The organism is Sporosarcina sp. ANT_H38 (assembly GCF_008369195.1).
GTDB lineage: Bacteria > Bacillota > Bacilli > Bacillales_A > Planococcaceae > Sporosarcina.
This window is the reverse complement of the sequence record NZ_VOBC01000001.1, coordinates 196,499-215,943: the sequence shown is the minus strand read 5'-3', so window position 1 is coordinate 215,943 and position 19,445 is coordinate 196,499. Positions and strand designations below refer to the sequence as shown.

The following is a 19,445-nucleotide window of genomic DNA, read 5'->3' as shown; positions in this document are numbered from 1 at the left end:
GATGCCTTATAGAAAGTGACACTTCTTTAAAATACATAAGAAAAAACCATAGAGAAAGCATCAGTCGCCAAAATTGCATCTTTGGCGGCTTTTCTCCAGGTAAAATGCCAACTATTCTATCGTCTCAAATAGCTTCAGCACGCTGTACACTTATGCATTTGGAGCGCAACGGGTGAAGGACGTTCATACGATTACCTAGGGATGCTACAAAGTCGCATCCCTACACATCCAGACATCTCGGTAATTGTAATAGAAGTCATTCAATCTAAAGCAATTCAATAGCGCAACGATATAAGTAGCAGCCAGGGGCGTGATCAAACTAATCATTAGATTCGTACACCTAACCAGACAAGTACGAAGAGAGACGGATAGAAGTTGAATAACCTCTACCCGTCTCTCTTCTTCCACTTTCATAAAATTCACTTTCTTCAACATAACGCCAGGATTAATCGTTATCGTACTTGTACCTCGTATAAGATAAGCGGATTCAAAATAAACTTCTTAATATCCCTTTACCTTATCCCAAAATCGAGTTGACGATATGATTTGGTGAATTTTCAAAGAAGGAAAAGTAGTGCATCGGATGACTTTTAGGAAATAGTTTTTTTCTTATTGCATGCGGAGTCATGCCATGATTATGAAGAGTTTGAACTTCTTGTTGTACGCTCTCCAAATAATCTAACTTCCTCTCAATTGCTTGTCTGCCTTTAACTTTGATCCCTGCATGGGAGCAAATATACGTTTCAAAATCATACGTCAATATTTTTCTTAATGATGTGATAATTTCTGGAACAGATTCAAATGCAAACAAACTTTTCGGAGTCGGTTGTATATATAAATCACCGCCAAACATCCAACCTTTTTCCTGATTAAACAGCGCAACATGATCATGCGCGTGACCAGGTGTATGAATGACATCCCAGTTGTAGTTATTTGTTGCAATTATGTCATCCAATTTAATCGGTTGGAATGGTTCTCTTTCCCCCCAAAAAACTTTACGATAAAAAGGCAACTTCGTATGCTTTTCACAGTCTTTAATCCCAGATTCATGAATATAAATCGGGACCTTCTTATTTTCTTGAAGCCAATATGCCAATCCCGTATGATCTTCGTGATGGTGCGTTAAGATTACTTTTGTCATATCCCACTGTTCAAACAAGGGTAAGAGTTTTGCTTTCATTTTCGCTGGACCACTATCAATTAATAACCCATCTATCATAAAGACGGAAACGGTCATTTTTTGCTTACCAAATGAAAGCACCATCTCTGCCTGTTGAAGATCATCATAAGTTTTGATTATCATGAACACACCAACCGATCATTTTGACTTCGTAATAAGTGCGGAAGGTACATCCGCCTTAAATCGGACTAGTTCTCCAGTACTCGGATGTAAAAGTGCCAATGCCGTAGCATGAAGGCCGATTCGTTTGATTGGATTAACGCTAGATCCGTATTTTTTATCGCCAACAATTGGGTGGCCAAGGTCTTCCATATGAACGCGAATCTGATTTTTACGACCTGTTTCCAGCTGAACCTCAAGTAAAGTGTAATTACTATTCGATTGTAGCGTTTTGTAATGGGTTACAGCATGTTGCCCTCCATTGTCAGTCGGGTTTGAGTACACTTTAAACGTTTTACTTTCCTTAAGCCATGAGGAAATTGTACCTGTTTTTTTCCTAACAACACCTTCAACAAGCGCCGTATACGTACGTTCTTTCACCACGTCATTCCATGCAGCCTGTAATGCATTTTTCACCTCTTCATTTTTGGCAAATAACATGACACCCGACGTGTCTCTGTCCAAACGGTGAACGATATATACTCGGCTTCGGGGATTCGTTTCTTTTACGTAGTTCATTAACTGTCTGTAAGCTGTCATATCTTCCGGATTTTTTGAAGCGACTGATAGCAGACCTGCTTCTTTGTTAATAACGATTATATCGTCATCTTCATGCAAAATAGCTACACCAACTAACGTATCCTCTTTCATTGCCGCTCGATTTTTAAGGATTTCAATACGCTGACCAGCTTGAAGTGGATGATTATGTTGCGTTACCATCTTGCCATTCACTGTAACCTGTCCACGTGTCAGTATAGATTTCACTGAGTTTCGGCTACTTTTAGTCATCATTTCCAATAGAAAGGGTAATAACTCCATTGGTTCTTTCACTGTATAAACGGACATATCATCTTTTCTACTTGCTGAATTCTTATGATTTTTTTTCATAATAATAAACTCCTCACTCTCAACTCTTATTATCCTCAAATTGCCTCCACAATACAAACGCTGTATGATTAAAACATGGAATTAATTACAGAAAGCAAGAAAAAGGGGATTATTATGCGAGTTGCGATATTCGATTTTGATGGAACACTGTATTCAGATGAAACTTTTCAGCTACTAATGAGCCATTTAAGATACCATCCCGTCTATCATCCTAATTACAAACAATTTTACCGGGCTATCCTTCCACCTTTTATCGGCCACAAGTTGAAACTGGTTCCAGAGGCCAAAATGAAAGAACGTTCCATGCAAGTGTACTTAAATGCGCTTGGACAAATGTCCTCTAAAGAATTAGATGCTTATTTCGGAGAATTAACCGATCGTGTACGTGAAGGCTTTAATCCTGAAGTTATTGCACGTTTGAAACAGCATGCTTCTGAAAATGTACATATTATGCTTGTTTCAGGTGCGTACACTTCCCTTTTACAATCCGTCACAAAGGAGTTGCAGTTCGATACGATCATCGGTACAGAGATCCCCATGAAAGAGGGAAAGACCGACAATCGTACACCTATCCATCATATACAAGGGCCACGAAAAAACGAAAAGATTCAAGAAGCACTCAATGGAAAAGAGATCGACTGGCAAAATAGTTTCGCATACGGCGATAGTCTTTCCGACTTATCTGTACTGGAACTCGTCGGGAACCCTGTTGCCGTTCGACCAGATCCACGATTAAAAGCTATAGCTAAAGAACGTGAATGGGAAATAATTTAACTATTAAAAGCGCAAGGCGCCGTCCAGACGCGACAGGCACTGAAAGGCTTGAAGATAAAGGCGTTCTTTGCCTTTATCAGCAAGACTGAAGTGACCCGAGCGTTTGGCGCCTGCTTTCTATATATGTTAAACAAATGACACGTCTGTTGATTAACCATTTTATTTCATGAGTTACTTGTAAGAAATACGGGCACTCTATCGCTTTTAACAAAGCTTTCATTGCTAATTTTAGTAATGACCATACAAGTTACAATGTAATGCTATTTAGAAAGTGATACTTAATTAAAACCAAAAAGGAAATGCTATAAAGATGGATTCAGCAGCCAAAATTCCATCTTCGGCTGCTTCTTGCTAGATAGAAATGCTGTGATTCACTCGTTCTCAGTAGCTTTAGAACTTTGTGTACCTATACTAGCGGAGAGCGATGGACGAAAGACTACCATACGAATATTGAAAAAACTGCATAGTGATGCGACAAAGTCGCATCACTATGCAGCAAGAAATCTCGATAATGGTGTAGTAGCTGTTCAGTCCCATGCGATCCAACGGTAACTGTACATAGAGTGCCTGAGGTTAATAATTTGCTCGTTAATTTTAGTTAATCAACAGACGTACTACAACATATATAAAGAAACGTACATCCGTATTAATGGATGTACGTTTCTTAGGTATTTGCAAGTTATACTTTTACGCGACAAATCCGATTTTTGAATTTCGTAACAGGTGGATAGAACATCTGAATGAGTGGACCGATAGCAAAAGTAACGATTATCGTTCCAATGCCAATTGGACCTCCTATGAAAAAAGCAAGCACCAGGATAGATACTTCCATCACAGTTTTGGTAACAGCTAAACTTTTCCCCGTCAATGATTGTAATGTCATCATCAAATTATCGACTGGATTTCTGGCAAAACTCGACTGTAGGTACAAAGAGATCCCTAGTCCGATAATCAGAATCCCCGCTATTAGCATGAAGATTCGCATTCCTATTTCCGTTGCCGTAAAATCCGGAAATACGCCAAGTAACCAGAAGTCTATTAAAGCACCGATAAGTACTATTGTTATGATGGCAAGAAAATCCGGTGTTCCTTTCAACAATAGACTGTTTATGATTATCAAGAGCACACCAACGATAAAAACCCAGCTCCCGACAGTCAATCCAACACTCTCAGAAAGTGCTACATACATTGCATCCCAAGGACCAGCTCCCAAGTTAGATAAAATCATCATACTTATCCCTAGTGCCAAGAACAATAACCCAACTAAATAAAACATACTGATGATTAAGGTGTTTTTCATATAACAACCATCTTCTTTCATTAGCGCTTAATTTCTTATGCATACTTCATCTGTAATTCTTCCATCACACATATTTAATGTAACATATCTAAACTGATTAAATGCATGTAATTTATTTTTTCATCCTCTCCTCACTCTATTTCCAAATTTATTGAAGTCTAGTAAATTTATTAATTTGAGCGCGTTAATGATTAATATCAAAAAATATATATTAATCATAAACATTGTAACAATGCTAATGTAAACGCTTCATTTTCTAAATTTTCTAATTGTGTAGAATTTTCGGACTTGTATTTTTTTTGAGTTCATGGTAAAAATTTATAACAACAGTTAAAAATTTAGAACGGAATGGGGTATGTTTAATGACGAGTCGTTATCAATCTTCTTTAGAAATGCATCGAATTCATACTGGAAAAATGGAAACTGTCTCTAAGGTTCCACTTGAAAACAGAGTGGATCTTAGCCTTGCATATTCTCCAGGTGTAGCAGATCCATGTTTAGAAATCGCAAAAAATCCCTATTCGGTATACGATTATACAATCAAGGGGAATTTAGTGGCTGTTATAACTGATGGAACCGCCGTATTAGGTTTAGGTGATATAGGACCCGAAGCAGCTCTTCCAGTAATGGAAGGGAAAGCGATGCTTTTAAAAAGATACGCAAATATCGATTCGTTTCCAATCTGTCTGGGCACTAAAGATGTTGATATCATTGTGCAAACTATCAAAGCGATCAGTCCGACGTTTGGCGGCATCAATTTGGAAGACATTTCTGCCCCTCGCTGTTTTGAAATTGAAAAAAGGCTACGTGAAGAGTGCGATATCCCTGTGTTTCATGATGATCAGCATGGTACTGCTATCGTTGTGGGCGCAGGTTTGTTGAATGCCCTAAAAGTAGTTAATAAAAATAAAGAGACGGTTAAAATAGCTGTGAATGGCGCTGGTGCTGCCGGAATTGCAATAGTGAAACATCTGAAGAATATTGGATTTGAGCAGATTATTATCTGTGATTCAAAAGGCATCATTTACAAAGGTCGCCCAAATGGCATGAATCCAACTAAAGATGAAATTGCTGAAATTACAAATCCCGATGGCTTGACAGGCTCATTACAAAATGCCATGACTGATGCTGACGTATTCATCGGTGTTTCCTTTGCTAATCTATTGACGATGGAGCTTATCGACTGTATGAGCAGTGACCCGATTGTCTTTGCTTTGGCCAACCCAGACCCCGAAATCGCGCCCGCTTTAGCGAAAGCTTATGGAGTTCGTATTATTGCGACCGGCAGATCTGATTACCCAAATCAAGTTAATAATGTGCTTGCATTTCCTGGTATTTTCCGAGGTGCACTGGATGTCCGAGCAACCGAAATAAATGAAAGCATGAAACTAGCTGCAACTTATGCCATTGCATCATTAATCCATGAATCCGAGTTACGCGATGACTATATTGTTCCTGATCCTTTTGATGAAAGAGTTGTAAAAGCCGTCACCATTGCGGTAAGTAAAGCAGCGATTGAGTCAGGTGTATCGTCTCTTATGTGTGCTGTCCATTGAACCTAGAACATCCCATTAAAAAACGTCGCGAAAAGTTTTAACCTTTTCGCGACGTTTCACCTTATTTTCCACCCTCAGACTTCATATCTACGTGAAGACTTCCATCTGTTTGAACTTCAGCATAAAATATATGTTCTGCATTGCCGATACCCTGCTTTTTCAATTGTTCGTATAACCATTCTTCCGTTAAGTTTAACTCTGTTAAATTCCTAACCGTAATTTTTCCTTCTGCTATTACTTCTGTCGGTATACATTTAGGCACTGGTGCAGGAGCATTTACATCTTTTTTCGTTGCAGCTTCTTGTCCCGCTTTTTTTAAGACGCTTAACTGCCCGTTTGTTTCCAGTATCGCATAATGGACGTCCTTAATTGAAAAAATACTTTGTTCACGTAGCATCATGCTTAAATCATTCAGATGGAGACGCAGCTTTTTCAAAGAAGCTTCAACTATTTTCCCTTCAAACACAACGATAGTAGGCTGATCATCGAGAATAATCCGCGCCTTTTTGGATTTAAATGCTATGTAACTCATTAACACTGTCAATACCGCCCACCAAATCATTGCTATGATTCCATTCAAAAATGGCGTTCTGGATTCTCCGGCGATATCTGCAGCGATAGAACCAATTGTGATACCCGTTACATAATGGAAAAATGTTAGCTGGGAGATTTGTTTTTTTCCCATAAACCGCGCAAGGATGAGAAGAACAAGAAATGCGAATGTTGTCCTCATTATCATTTCCCAGAAGTCTACTTTTAAAAATTCCTCCAAATTCACACCTCCACTTTACAGGAAGTGTTCCACCAAATTTTAGAGCTTATACATATAATTAACTTAGTGATCGTTTAATTAATAAAAGAGAGCCCCTCAAATTGTCATGTTCAAATGACTTTCCGGAAAGCTCTCTCCATTTTTATATCACCTGCATTTTGTTCTTCTTCAATATTCCCGCGAGTAAACCTGTAACCACGGCACCAGCAGCTATTGCTAATGCATACAGCAACACTTTTCCAATGCCGCCATCAACAAGTCCCATAACGAAAACGCCGCCATGCGGTGCACGTAAACTGATATCAAAAAGCATTGTCAGCCCACCAGTCAATGCAGCTCCAACTACGGATGCTGGAATAACTCTGGCCGGGTCCGCCGCAGCAAACGGGATGACACCTTCCGTTATAAAGCAAGCCCCAAGGACGTAAGCTGTTTTCCCCGCTTCTCGCTCATGTTTTGTGAAACGTTTTTTAAACAATGTTGTTGCAATTGCCATACCGAGCGGCGGCACCATTCCGGCTGCCATGACCGTTGCAATGAAACCAAAGTTTTGTGCATCAAGCATTGCAATTCCAAAAGTGTATGCTGCTTTATTAATTGGACCACCCATATCAATTGCCATCATCGCGCCCAATAAAATACCAACCAACACTTGGTTTGTCCCACCAATGCCTTCTAAAAATGTTGACATGCCTGTATATAATTTAGTCAAAGGAGGATTCAGCATCATCATGATGAGCCCAGTAATTGCAATACTGAACACGGGATAAAACAATACTGGTTTCAATCCTTCAAGCGCATCTGGTAGTGCCGCAAACACTTTTTTAACGAGAACCGTTACATACCCTGCTAGGAAGCCGGCAATGATTCCACCTAGGAATCCGGAGCCACCACTGACACTATCAACACCCGTAACCGTAATTGCAATTAACCCTCCAACCATACCAGGGGCAAATCCAGGGCGGTCTGCGATACTCGACGCAATGAATCCTGCCAATACAGGAACCATCAAGAAGAATGCATTTCCACCACCGATTGTATTTAGCATTGCAGCGAATGCATTGTAATCCGCACTATTCGGGTCACTCGAATTAATACCCCAGAAGAATGATAGCGCAATTAAAATTCCACCACCGACAACAAACGGTAGCATATTGGATACGCCATTCATTAAGTGTTTATAAAAACCGCTTTTGGTTTCGGATGTGTCACTATCATCTTTAGACAAATCATGTTTGTAAATCGGAGCATCTTTGATGATTGCACGATTTAGCAAGGCTTCTGTTTCATAAATCGCCTTGCCCACTTTAGTCTGTATGACCGGCTTACCGGTAAACCGTGCCATTTCCACTTTAGTATCTGCAGCAACAATAATGGTATCCGCATTCGCAATATCCTCGTCTGTTAAACGGTTTTTCACGCCGGATGAACCATTTGTTTCCACTTTTAGTAAAATCCCCATTTCTTTCGCTTTATCAGTCAGTTTTTGTGCCGCCATGTATGTATGCGCAATCCCTGTTGGACACGCAGTAACCGCGAGTATTTTCGATGTAGGTGAAAGACCTAATTGTGATTCATCATCCTCTTCCGGTCCTTCTAACTCGATCTCCTTGTCATTGACCGCTTGTAGAATTTCAGTTTTTGACGTAGCACTTAGAACTTTCTCTCTAAAATTCGAATCCATCAAAAATGTAGCTAGTCTTGATAACGCTTCCAAATGGTCGTTATTTGCTCCTTTGCTCGCCGCAATCATGAAAAACAGATGAGCAGGCTGACCGTCCAGCGATGCGTAGTCGATACCTGGTAAAGATCGTCCGAATGCGATTCCAGGCATCTTCACCGCAGCTGATTTCGCATGTGGAATCGCAATTCCATCTCCGATTCCTGTCGTACTCTGCTCTTCTCGGGTCAAAATATCCTTTGTAAATACCTCTTTATCATTCAAATTTCCTGCACGATCGAACTGATTGATCAGTTCTGTCAGTACATCTTGTTTTGATGTTGCTTTCACATCCAAAATGATTGTAGCTTCAGTTAATAATTGTGTGATTTTCATCATTTCACATCCCCTTATCTAATGAACTAATCAACACTTGGTCCAGCAGTTCTAGTACATCTTTTTTTTCACAAAGATCCACTCTAAAAGCGGTTGCACTTCCGCTTGCAACACCCAACCGGAATGCCTTGACCGGATCACAATCTCTCGTGAAGGATGCAAGAAACCCGGATACGAGTGAATCACCAGCTCCTACTGTATTCACAACTTTCCCTTTTGGCGCTTTCGCAAAAACAGCAACCTCTTTCGTAACAAGCAGTGCTCCTTCCCCGCCCATCGAAACAATGACATGTTCGACGCCTTTTTCAACAAGTTTCTTGGCATAATGCTGTGCTTGCTGTTTGTTTTCAATTACTGTATCGAACAATTCACCAAGCTCTTGCTCGTTAGGTTTAATAAGAAAAGGCTTCATGTCGATCAAGCCTTTTAAAGCGGGGCCAGATGTATCAAGGACAAAATGAATACCATTATCATTACAGAGTGTTGCGATATCCGTGAAAAAACTTTTCGCTATTGAGTCAGGAAGACGACCCGCAAGAACGAACCAATCACCTTTTTTCATTTCCTGCACTTTCGCTATCATTTGCTGTTGCTGCCCCATTGTGATGTTAGGTCCAGGTCCATTTAACTCAGTTTCTTCATCGGCTTTGATTTTCACATTAATACGCGTAATTTCTTCAGTTCTTATAAAGTCTGTATAAACTCCTTCTTGATGTAACGATTGTTGAATATAATTACCTGTGAACCCACCTACAAAACCTAAAGCGATATTGTCAACCTCTAATCGACGTAACACTCGGGACACGTTAATTCCTTTTCCTCCGGGATAGTAATATACTTCTTTAGAACGGTTCAGTTTACCGCTTCTGAATTCGGGTAAATAGGTAGTATAATCAAGCGAGGGTGTGATTGTGCACGTATAAATCATGATTTGTCCACCTTTACTGTCGTCTTTTGCTCCAATAAGTTGATAGCTTGTTTTTCGAAGTTACTTACAATTAATACGGCTTTATCAAGTGCCATAATAGTAGCAAAACTGGCTTTGTTATATTTCGATTGATCCGCTACGACATACGTTTTTCTCGAGAGTGTAGAAGCTAGCCTTTTAACAGCGGCTTCTTCTGGATCTGGCGTTGTATACCCGATTTCCAAATGGAAACCATTGACGCCAAGAAAGCATTTGTCAAACTGATAATCGCCAAGTGTTTGTATTGTTTGGGGTCCAACGAGTGCACGTGTGCGGGACTTTATATAGCCACCCGTCAAGTAAGTCGTTATTTCGTTTTCCATCAATAAATCGACATGTGTCAATCCATTCGTGACAACTGTCACTTTTTTATCTTTTAAATAGGGAATTATCTGCAAAGTCGTAGTTCCTGCATCAAGAAAAATACAATCCCCTTCTTGCACAAAAGAGGCAGCATAACTGGCAAGTTGAATTTTCTCTTGAAGGTTTTTGGATGACTTGTCCAAAATACTAAGTTCTTTCGTTATGCGCTCACTAATGGTAGCGCCTCCATGGATACGATCCAATTTGTTAAGATCTTCGAGATCGTTTAAATCCCTACGAATAGTCGACTCTGACGCGGATGTCGCGTCAACCAACTCTTGAATTTTAACGGTTTTTTTCTCCGCCAATAAATTCAAAATTAATTCATATCGTTCATTTGTCAACATATGAACACCACCTCTAATTAGCTGTAAACTCATATTACTCTAAATTCTATTCACAATCAATCCAAATCATCCACATTCAGTCATTATCGTTCATAATGTAGAAAATGAAACAAACAATTAGGAGGAATATACATTGATAGAAAAACAATACACAATTTTAGGAACTGCAGGCTTACACGCTCGCCCAACATCCGCTCTCGTTAGTGCTGTCAGTTCTTTCAAATCGGATATTACACTGGAATACGTAGGTAAAAAAGTCAACCTGAAATCCATTTTAGGTGTTATGTCACTTGGAGTAGCTTCAGGCACTATCATTACGATTGCGGCGGATGGTGAAGATGAAACCGATGCAATTGCAAAAGTCGATTCAATTATGGAATCCGAAGGCCTTGGAAAGTAATAACAAACTCGTGTTTTCACATTAGCAAAAGGCCTCTAATCAATTTCATGAACAAAAGCGCAAGCGCCTGTTCAGCCCCGATAAGCGCTGGTGGCCTGCACTCTTAGCATTAAACTACAGGCCAGAAGCGATTCAAGGGGCTAGGTTCTGAACTCTAGACGTTATTTCCAAGACATCTAAGAAATGAAAAGCCACGAATGGAATCGATTTCCATTCGTGGCTTTTCACATATTGTTTCCTTAATCTAGTTTTACTCTGAGGATTGCACCTGTATTCGCATCAATTTTCACTTCATACTTATAACCATCTGCCGTTCTTATGTCAATTTCATACACTAACATTCCGTCGTCGTAATCTAATTCCGCTTTTACAACCTGACCAGGTACACGTTCCAATGCAATTGCCATTGCTTGATTTATCGTAATCCTCCGGTATTGTGGGTTCTGATAATGTTCATGCCAATGTTGATTTTGATTTTGATTCGTCACTCAATCTCCTCCAATTCAATTATTGCGGTGTCCTTAACATTCTATTCAAGGTGGGCGAATATGTGCCGAACTCCTAAGCCCATAACTGAAAAGACAATTAAGTTGGCCCTAAGTACATGACTTGTACTTGAAGCCCGCTTAATTGTAATGATGTTTTTCACCATTAAATAGCCATACCCATCAATCAAGGTGCTCCCCTTTTTCTTCCTTCTTTTGACTCAACATAAAACGTGCCGAACCTTGATCCGATCTGGCGATTAACTTGGATATATAAGATGACGTAATGCTATATCCACCTTCTATTTTCTCTGATAAAAAGTTGGTTCTCTCGAATAGGACAGAGCGTAGATAATCCAGTTGCCTTATCACTTTTCCCAGCAACCCTTCTTGATTGTCCAATCTACTAAGCATGTCATTTTGTACATCTTTTTGTTCCAATATTTGCTCGGACAATAGCTTTTGATAATCTAACTGTTCATTCATTTTGACCATGATTTCCTCATCTGCAGAAGTCAGTGTTTCCATGCGATTGACAATTTCTTCATTTGACTGGCTGACCTCATTCACTTTCCCGATTAATTCCCGATTTATTATTTGCTCATGCATCAATGTACGTTGTAACAATTTGTTTTTTGTTTCAACTTTTTTTAACGACTCCATAACATCGTTTCCGAATTTCTCGTGCCGGAAATCACTTTCCTTTATTTCATTTAAACGATTATGGATTGACTTCAATTGATTGGATTGTGCATTTTTCTGTTGCTTTAGTAAGGTTTCCATGATATTGAACTGATCGCCAACTGCATGAGTCATTTCCCTCTGTTCCTTCATCCATTCCGCTACCGGATCTATTTTATAATGTTCTTGATTCCAGCCTAAAATATCTGCATTATTTTTAAAAACATCCGGGTGCCCATTTTTGTTAATAAACAATCCCACCTCATTCAACCCCCTTGTCGTATTAACTTATGCAAATCACGACAAAAGGGTCATTGAGTCACGTATGTTGATTTTCTTACATAAAGCACCTATAAAAAAAGCATTTTGCTTGATTGAGCAAAGATCAGACGAGTAACAGTGTGACGCTATATAGAAAGTGTGACTGCCTTAAATTCGAAAAGGAAATAATATACAGATGGATTTAGCAGCCAAAATTGTATCATTGGAGAGCGACGGAAAATCGGCCACCATACGTTTATCAAAAAAACTGAGAAGGGGTTGCATCCCTTCTCAGCAAGAAATCCCGATAATAGTGCAGTAGTGGTTCAATCCAAAGTGTTCCAGAAGCACCTGTACATAGGTCGTCTGGTATTTTACCGCAAAAGTGAATCAATTTTACAATTACTTATTTTATGTATAAAGACGAACGAAATAATTCATCTACCAATTCATTGTCCGTCAATTTTACGGACTACTCTCGTTGATTGTAGCGGAAGATGGCGACTTGGCAACCTAAGTTCGCCGCGTCCTGCGGCAACAAGGAGGGATGGAGTCCAATCCCTCCCCGTTGCATGACCTACATCCTGTAAGCCTCGGTAACAGCGCGAGCTGAAGACCCCGCAGGAAGAGACGTCACGTAGAACGGCTTTTGCGACCAAAAGCGAAGCGTTGGGAGCAGTGGATGTAAGCCGTGCCCGCGGAAAGCGTCCATCTGAAGCGGAAATCAACATTGTTCGTTTTTCCCGTTTAATAATCCTATTATGAAATTGATTCAAGTAAGCAGTCATTTACAAGCGAATTTTAGTTAATTAACACATATGTCATTGAGTAGTTATTCCCATTCATAAGGTGTTTCTTGATACACATAATAATTAAGCCAGTTGGAGAAGAGTAGATGTGTGTGTGAACGCCATGTATTCAACGGCTCTTTGCTTGGATCATCATTCGGAAAATAATTTTCTGGGATATCAATACCGACTCCTTTTTGCAAATCACGTGCATATTCTTCCGCCAACGTATCCGCATCGTATTCCAAATGACCTGTTATCATAATATGTTTATCGTCTTTAGAGATAACGATGAATGCTCCTGCGTCGTCTGATTTAGCAAGCAAGTGTAGACGGGGATCATTCTCTATTTCCGCAGTTGAAACGGATGTATATCGTGAATGCGGTGCTTTAAATTCATCATTAAAGCCGCGTGCAAGATTAATTGTTGGGTCCGATAGTCGATGTGTAAAAACGCCTGAGCACTTTTTCGGCAATTCAAATTTCCCGATTCCATAATGGTGATAAAGAGCCGCTTGCGCTCCCCAACAAATATGTAAAACAGAAGTCACATTTTCTTTCGACCAGTCCATAATGTCTGTTATTTCTCTCCAGTAATTAACATTTTCAAATTCCATATGCTCAATTGGAGCACCCGTAATGATCAAACCATCGAAACGACGATTTTTCACTTGTTCAAATGTCGTATAAAATGCATTTAAATGCGTTTTACTTACGTTTTTCGAGTCATGTGTGGCTGTGTTCAAAAATGTAACATTTACTTGTAGTGGTGTATTTCCTAATAAACGTAGTAGCTGCAACTCAGTTCTTTCTTTTTCAGGCATCAAATTTAAGATTGCGATGTTCATAGGACGTATATCTTGGGATGTTGCACGTTCCTCATCCATCACGAATATTTTTTCCTTCTTCAATAGTTCACCTGCTGGCAATTGTTTCGGTACGTTGATCGGCATCTGTCGTCTCTCCCTTTTCACTTTGGTTTTAATCACATGATTCAACATAAAAAACCCACTTTTCTATAAGACAAGAAAAGAGGGTTTATTTTGGGCTCTCTGTTCTTATCTCTCAAGAATAAATCTTGTTGGAGGTAGCACCTTCCTGACAATGTCAGAGGTTGCTGAAGCTTCAAAGGGCCATATCCCTCAGCTTCTCTTGATAAGAATATTCAATTAGCTTCTATTATACTATTAAAAACACTGTTGTAAACCGTCTTTTTCTACAGCAGCCACAAAAACTAAAATTTTTGTTTTAATTTTCACGTTTATTCGACAAGAAGATCACTGAATAATATTCCTTTAGAGAGCCATATTAATGAGGTACTGAAAAAGAGAAAGGAGCTGTTAAAATGGGAAGAGATGACAATAAAACTGGCGGAAATAATGCACGTTCATTACCCCAAACACCGAAAAACCAAAAAATCAAACCGGGCGACATGAGAGAAGAAATTGCTCGCGAGTTTGCTGAACTCAGTTCCCTAAAACCAATACGAGAACGAATGAACCCCAATGAAAAGAAACGAAAATGATTCATCTGCGCAATAACAGCCACTAAAAACCACCGCGAAATGATAGCCCCTCTCGCAAGCACTATGCTTGCGAGAGGGATTATATATTTTCAACTTAAATCAGATGGTTGCTCCAACTCCTCGATCAATTTATCGATCCAATCTGGTTTATGAAAAAGATCTAAAATATAATTTAGTTCAGGTGAATCCATCTTTAATTTGTCTAACCCTGGTTTTACATTCTTTCATCCCTTATAGTCGCTCGGGATGCTACCTTCCTTTTCCACTTCCACATTCCACGCAATAATCGTCGTACTGTCCCGCACATTCTGCCTTTCGATTTCCATCAATAACTGTAAAATTCCTTCATCAAGTTCTTTTTCATTCAGCGCAGCAACAAGATTTGATGGATCCGAAAAAGGATTCCCCGGGCATTCCACTAAACCATCAGTCGTCAAAAAAATAAGGTTGTTGCCTCTTCTCAACTCCCTCGTTCCTGAGGTGTAGCATGGTACTGCTTGCTTAAACGTATTCACTTGTCCAATCCACTCGAAGAATTGTCTTTGGTTGAGTTGAAATTGGTTCAGGGCAATTAGATCCGGATGCAATACATATACTAAGCAATCTCCAACGGAAAGCCACCATACATAATTAGCTTTCCTAACAACGATAAGACAAGCCGTTTCTCCTGTGACACGCTTGCAGTCATTCAAAAACTGTTCGGATTGAAAAATTCCAAGTAGCTTCACTTCCAAACGTTTAAACTCTGGCGGACCCTTCATTTCTAAAATCTCCACCAAATTTTCTTTGAACAGTTCGAGTGTTCGAATGACAAGTTCCGCACTTTCCGAACTTTTATGCGCATCTAAAATAGCTACGAATTCCCATTTCTCATTTTGCCAAATCACGCAGCCATCTTCATTCTTGGTTTGTCCCGCTGAAGAATTACCCCCAAAACGACCAACTACCACGCGATCAACCCATCTAACATCCGGTTCATCTACAAAGTCCTTTTCACTTCCAACCCAAGAGAGATTATTCATGAGCGCTCAATCAATCGATACGGTTTCACTTCATAACTTTCATAAGCTAACGTGTCGCTATTTCGAGCATCATTTACTCTCGACGCAAATTGGGGTCTTTTTATCCAGTCTTCTACTTGTTCTTTATCAAAGTCAACAAATTGTACGTCAATCGTTTCAGGAGGCTGAGCAGCCGGTACACCTGATATTGCTCTCCCATGAAAAACCATACAGATGACGCCTGACGTGATATTTTGATAAACGCCCGTCATATCGCCAATTTCAGCGTGGATACCTGTTTCTTCTAGCACTTCCCGTTTTACCGCCTCTTTCAAGGCTTCCCCAAGTTCAAGTCGCCCACCCGGCATTTCATATGTATCATTTCGGTGATTGTTACGTACAAGTAATACGTGTCCTTCCTCATTTACAATATAGCCACTGACAGCAACGATTTGTTTAGATTGTCCGTACTCCCCCGTAGAAGTGAAAAAGTCTTCGTTTGATGAAATAAATAATGGCGCCAATGATTTTCGATAGTTTTGCGCTTCAGCATGCATTTCCGATGCCCGAATGTTAGCGTCCACTATCTCGTAATGGGCCCTATTATCGTATGACCACATTGCCATGATCTCTGTCTGTTGTTCATTAACCCACCGTCCAACCAGCTGCGCTCCATGCGTCAGCTGATTCGGAAGCAAATAGGTGTGAAAAAAGTGGGTAAATTTTACGTACATCGCTGGTTCAATCGTGTACGTTTTTCTGCGATACAACATTCAATTATTCCCCCTATTAATTAGCACATTCCTTTTAGATGCTCTCGCAGTAATGAGTGGTGATAAATTCAGACAGTATCGGTATTTCAGGAGGATTTAGTTTCCCTGGCAGCTCGTCAAAGCGAAAGAATTTCAAAGCCTGTACTTCATCTGCCTGTTCCTTCATTACACCCTCATAATCAGTACAAATATAGGTAGCGATTACATTATAAACTTCATCACCATGTGGATATTTATAATAAAACTCTTGACCAGAAAACACTTTGAACAAAGAAAGTTGTTTTGCTACCAAATTAGTTTCTTCATATAACTCTCGTTTCGCCACTTCTTCCAACGTTTCTCCTGGTTCTAACGAGCCTCCAGCTAACCCCCAGCAGTTGTTATCTGTTCTTAATTGCAATAACAGCCTTTTTTCGTTATCTAGTAAAATCACGTTTGCCCCTGTCATAACAATTGGTCGATTGCCTACTAAATCTCTTAATTCCTGTATATACCCCATACTAAATCTCCCTAATACAAATTAATTTTCAGCGCGCTTTCTTTAATAACAAAACTAGACCCAGTGTAAAAACGGCAACTAGTGTTAAAGTGAATTTGAAGTCAATGATTGGTCTGAACCTCACTTTTTCCGCATCAATCTCGTAGACACCCAAAGGCCTGACGGAAATATGACCCCCGCCCCCTTCTCCTTGATTAACTGAAGAATTGCCTGGTTCACCAGAATATCCTCCTCCCCCGCCAACAATATAATTAATCTTTGCTACTGGAAGGACTTTTTTGTTTTCAAAATCAATTGCTTCTCCATAAATCAACGATACGTCTTGTTGCCGTGAAAACTTTTCAAATATCCGCGCAATAGGCGATAGGTAATTAGAAGATTTTTTAGCTACCATGTCTTCCCCACTCCCTTAATTTATAATCGTGATTCGGTTAGATGTCGTTTTTACTATCAACGCATAATAGTATTCCTCTTCTTTACGCTGTCATTTTAATACTGAAATTGCACTTTAACCGTAGCGCTAATCGTAATTTGTCCCTGTTCAATCGGTGTGGAGCCAGTCATTTCTTTCGCCGCAAATGTTCGATACACGATGGGTTCTTCTCTTAATTCCTCAACAATTTTAATTGGATGGGGGTCAAGTTGCAGCTGCATTGTCCCAGCAATTGTTTGCGCTTTGGCTAATGCATTTTTTAGTGCAAGGCTCAATGCTTTTTGATATTCCAATTGTTCATTTTCAACCTTGAACTGAATATTTGATACCCTGTTTGCCCCGTTTTGGACCGCCATATCTATAACATTTCCAACTTGATCAATATCAGTGATTTTCACTGTAATCGCATTAGTAACTTCGTATCCTCTAAATATTTGTTCACCTTCGATATAGTTGTATTGGGGAACTATCGTGTAGGAAACAGTTTGTATATTGTCTCTGTCAATTCCTAATTTCAATAACGAATCGATAACCTGACTCATCTCATAAGCATTTTCCTTTTGCGCATGATTAAGTTGCTTGTTTTCAGTACTGACTTCCAACTGAATTTGAGCGATATCCGGCGTTATTTTAAGACTCCCGATTCCAGTAACAGTCATTACCCGTTGTTGCCGGCAGGTCATTTGTTGGGCATAAGGATAATACATACGTCTCCACCTTTCCTGAGCATCATTACGCTACCTTAGATAGTATGCTGATTACTCGGAAAAGATAATTGCGGTAACACGTAATTGAGAACTGAACAACAGATCGTTCGAACTCTACGACAGAACATAAAAACTATACGACTAATTCAGATAAAACCACATCCACTTTTTGAGAACTCCAAAAACGTCGCTATTTACTTTCTTTCCTATATCCTTCGCACTCAAAATTACATAAACTGATTTCAAAAAGTTCTTTACTGTTCTTTGAACATGATATGCGTCAAGGGATCCTTTATTTTCATCCATTTGAGTTTCGACCATTCTGGCCAATTCTTCAATCCATACTCGTATAGCCTGTTCATTATCTTGATACTTTATTAATGAAACTATTATTGTAGCTAACCGTTCTTCCTCTTCATCCAAATAATCCACTTGCCTGAGCAAGGAATGTTGAACTGCATGCAGAATTTGATTACTATCCTCTTTTTTTAGTAGAGGATGTTTCGACAAGGCGTCCAAAGCATCAGCACCATGTGCAATAGCATGCGCCCACCCATTTCCATGAATAAAACCGCGTGCGTCTTTTTCTTCCATCATATAGCGTATAACCCTGTCCACTGTATACAGAACAAGATCTGGATCCACTACTTGTTTCTCGATGTCATATTCAATAACCGCCGCGATAACCAGCGCCGAGAAAGAACGTGTGAAAACTGAATCCGTTCCAGACTCACCAATTCCGTAAAATAAATAGTCTTCCTGTAACACCACTTCAAGTAGAGCCTGTATTTCTTCTGAATTTAATTGATTGGAAACAATCATTTTTCCAAAGCTTCGATAGATTAACTCGTCACGCAAATAACTATCTGGATTTCCGATTTGTGTCAACATCTCTTGCCTAATTTCTTTCGTTAGTTTCGGCATTCTATCTTCAAGATAACTTTCTAAAGTTGCTATCAACATTACTGTGCCCACCTCTATTTGTTGTTTTAGGTAAAAGACTTTTCTGAGCTTACTTATCCTTTATGTCAATCAGCGTAAATCGTTCACAAACAAGAAGCATATCCTCAGAAAACACAAGTCCATGATTCTGTAATTCATCTGTGAAGAATCTCTCATGAATCGCTCTCCAATCTTCATAAGTGCCTTCCCCTTCGGAAATCGCAAAATCCTCCGTCACTTTATTCAACGGTACGTACGATACTTCAACCGTCTTAATAATGGCAACCGGCTGTTCGTCCTTATTTAAAATAATGCTGTAATCTTCTGTCGTCGGAAATGGCTCATTTTCCAACCCATATATAACATGTCCTGAACATGTCGCTGTCTTTTTCCCATCAATTACAAGCTGTGCTAACTCATTTGGCAAACCACCAAACATCCACGCGCTGACAGAAGTAGGGGTATTGCCGCCATTCCAAAACTCATCCCAATAGGTTTGTGCTGCTTGATTCATCCTGAAAACCCCTTTCGATTTTAAACAATATAAATCTTCTATACTCAAGCTCCCCATTACTAAATAAGGGCAAA

21 protein-coding genes and 1 riboswitch are annotated in these 19,445 nt (G+C 39.6%); of the genes, 4 read left to right on the top strand and 17 right to left on the bottom strand.

The window, feature by feature from the left end; all coding sequences use genetic code 11:
- Window positions 1-517: 517 nt before the first annotated feature.
- Together FQ087_RS01180 and FQ087_RS01175 are read right to left on the bottom strand one after the other, a co-directional pair.
- On the bottom strand, window positions 518-1,303 hold the full coding sequence (locus tag FQ087_RS01180; RefSeq protein WP_149578740.1) for an MBL fold metallo-hydrolase: 786 nt from the start codon (window positions 1,301-1,303) through the stop codon (window positions 518-520).
- A gap of 15 nt (window positions 1,304-1,318) precedes the next feature.
- Window positions 1,319-2,227, bottom strand: coding sequence for an RluA family pseudouridine synthase (locus FQ087_RS01175; protein ID WP_149578739.1), 909 nt, complete (start codon window positions 2,225-2,227; stop codon window positions 1,319-1,321).
- A 75-nt stretch (window positions 2,228-2,302) separates the two neighbouring features.
- Here FQ087_RS01175 and FQ087_RS01170 point away from each other — a divergent pair, with 75 nt between their 5' ends.
- On the top strand, window positions 2,303-3,001 hold the full coding sequence (locus tag FQ087_RS01170) for an HAD family hydrolase (RefSeq protein WP_255452108.1): 699 nt from the start codon (window positions 2,303-2,305) through the stop codon (window positions 2,999-3,001).
- Window positions 3,002-3,680: 679 nt separating this feature from the next.
- Here the strand turns inward: FQ087_RS01170 and FQ087_RS01165 are convergent.
- A complete protein-coding gene (locus tag FQ087_RS01165; protein WP_149578738.1) occupies window positions 3,681-4,301 on the bottom strand; it encodes a YczE/YyaS/YitT family protein in 621 nt (206 codons plus the stop codon).
- Between the two features lie 362 nt (window positions 4,302-4,663).
- On the opposite strand from FQ087_RS01165, the gene FQ087_RS01160 reads away from it, so the two are divergent.
- Window positions 4,664-5,857, top strand: a complete 1,194-nt coding sequence (locus tag FQ087_RS01160) for an NAD(P)-dependent malic enzyme (protein ID WP_149578737.1) — start codon at window positions 4,664-4,666, stop codon at window positions 5,855-5,857.
- Between the two features lie 61 nt (window positions 5,858-5,918).
- Here FQ087_RS01160 and FQ087_RS01155 read toward each other — a convergent pair whose 3' ends face one another.
- The 4 genes from FQ087_RS01155 to FQ087_RS01140 form a co-directional block, all read right to left on the bottom strand.
- A complete protein-coding gene (locus tag FQ087_RS01155) occupies window positions 5,919-6,629 on the bottom strand; it encodes a YetF domain-containing protein (RefSeq protein ID WP_255452107.1) in 711 nt (236 codons plus the stop codon).
- Between the two features lie 142 nt (window positions 6,630-6,771).
- Window positions 6,772-8,685, bottom strand: coding sequence for a PTS fructose transporter subunit IIABC (locus tag FQ087_RS01150; protein WP_149580699.1), 1,914 nt, complete (start codon window positions 8,683-8,685; stop codon window positions 6,772-6,774).
- 4 nt (window positions 8,686-8,689) lie between these two features.
- Complete coding sequence (gene pfkB / locus FQ087_RS01145) at window positions 8,690-9,613, bottom strand: 1-phosphofructokinase (RefSeq protein WP_149578736.1); 924 nt, start codon at window positions 9,611-9,613, stop codon at window positions 8,690-8,692.
- Window positions 9,610-10,362: a DeoR/GlpR family DNA-binding transcription regulator gene (locus FQ087_RS01140; RefSeq protein WP_149578735.1), complete on the bottom strand. Its 753-nt coding sequence runs from the start codon at window positions 10,360-10,362 to the stop codon at window positions 9,610-9,612. Before FQ087_RS01140 ends, pfkB begins: the two co-directional genes overlap by 4 nt.
- 133 nt (window positions 10,363-10,495) lie before the next feature.
- Here FQ087_RS01140 and FQ087_RS01135 point away from each other — a divergent pair, with 133 nt between their 5' ends.
- Entirely contained in the window at window positions 10,496-10,762 is a 267-nt protein-coding gene (locus tag FQ087_RS01135; protein ID WP_149578734.1) for a phosphocarrier protein HPr, read from the top strand.
- 239 nt (window positions 10,763-11,001) lie between these two features.
- On the opposite strand, the gene FQ087_RS01130 is transcribed toward FQ087_RS01135, so the two are convergent.
- The 3 genes from FQ087_RS01130 to metA form a co-directional block, all read right to left on the bottom strand.
- Window positions 11,002-11,250: a PepSY domain-containing protein gene (locus FQ087_RS01130; protein WP_223145586.1), complete on the bottom strand. Its 249-nt coding sequence runs from the start codon at window positions 11,248-11,250 to the stop codon at window positions 11,002-11,004.
- 180 nt (window positions 11,251-11,430) lie between these two features.
- Window positions 11,431-12,189: a hypothetical protein gene (locus FQ087_RS01125; protein WP_149578733.1), complete on the bottom strand. Its 759-nt coding sequence runs from the start codon at window positions 12,187-12,189 to the stop codon at window positions 11,431-11,433.
- Window positions 12,190-13,021: 832 nt separating this feature from the next.
- The gene (gene metA, locus FQ087_RS01120) at window positions 13,022-13,930 is read right to left on the bottom strand and encodes a homoserine O-acetyltransferase MetA (protein ID WP_149578732.1); all 909 of its coding nucleotides are present in this window, start codon (window positions 13,928-13,930) and stop codon (window positions 13,022-13,024) included.
- Window positions 13,931-14,032: 102 nt separating this feature from the next.
- Window positions 14,033-14,139, bottom strand: a riboswitch (SAM riboswitch).
- A 183-nt stretch (window positions 14,140-14,322) separates the two neighbouring features.
- Between metA and FQ087_RS01115 the strand changes: the two genes are divergently transcribed.
- Window positions 14,323-14,502, top strand: a complete 180-nt coding sequence (locus FQ087_RS01115; RefSeq protein ID WP_149578731.1) for a hypothetical protein — start codon at window positions 14,323-14,325, stop codon at window positions 14,500-14,502.
- Window positions 14,503-14,726: 224 nt separating this feature from the next.
- Here the strand turns inward: FQ087_RS01115 and FQ087_RS01110 are convergent, their stop codons facing one another.
- The 7 genes from FQ087_RS01110 to FQ087_RS01080 all read right to left on the bottom strand — a co-directional run bounded on the left by FQ087_RS01110 (window position 14,727) and on the right by FQ087_RS01080 (window position 19,371).
- Complete coding sequence (locus FQ087_RS01110; protein WP_149578730.1) at window positions 14,727-15,524, bottom strand: PP2C family serine/threonine-protein phosphatase; 798 nt, start codon at window positions 15,522-15,524, stop codon at window positions 14,727-14,729.
- Window positions 15,521-16,276, bottom strand: coding sequence for an NUDIX domain-containing protein (locus FQ087_RS01105; RefSeq protein WP_149578729.1), 756 nt, complete (start codon window positions 16,274-16,276; stop codon window positions 15,521-15,523). The genes FQ087_RS01110 and FQ087_RS01105 overlap by 4 nt, the downstream gene beginning before the upstream one ends.
- A gap of 34 nt (window positions 16,277-16,310) precedes the next feature.
- On the bottom strand, window positions 16,311-16,775 hold the full coding sequence (locus tag FQ087_RS01100) for an NUDIX hydrolase (RefSeq protein WP_149578728.1): 465 nt from the start codon (window positions 16,773-16,775) through the stop codon (window positions 16,311-16,313).
- A 28-nt stretch (window positions 16,776-16,803) separates the two neighbouring features.
- Window positions 16,804-17,169: a hypothetical protein gene (locus FQ087_RS01095; RefSeq protein WP_149578727.1), complete on the bottom strand. Its 366-nt coding sequence runs from the start codon at window positions 17,167-17,169 to the stop codon at window positions 16,804-16,806.
- A gap of 95 nt (window positions 17,170-17,264) precedes the next feature.
- Window positions 17,265-17,915: an SIMPL domain-containing protein gene (locus FQ087_RS01090; RefSeq protein WP_149578726.1), complete on the bottom strand. Its 651-nt coding sequence runs from the start codon at window positions 17,913-17,915 to the stop codon at window positions 17,265-17,267.
- Between the two features lie 141 nt (window positions 17,916-18,056).
- The gene (locus FQ087_RS01085) at window positions 18,057-18,878 is read right to left on the bottom strand and encodes a DUF2785 domain-containing protein (protein ID WP_149578725.1); all 822 of its coding nucleotides are present in this window, start codon (window positions 18,876-18,878) and stop codon (window positions 18,057-18,059) included.
- 49 nt (window positions 18,879-18,927) lie between these two features.
- Window positions 18,928-19,371: an ASCH domain-containing protein gene (locus tag FQ087_RS01080; protein ID WP_149578724.1), complete on the bottom strand. Its 444-nt coding sequence runs from the start codon at window positions 19,369-19,371 to the stop codon at window positions 18,928-18,930.
- Window positions 19,372-19,445 lie beyond the last annotated feature (74 nt).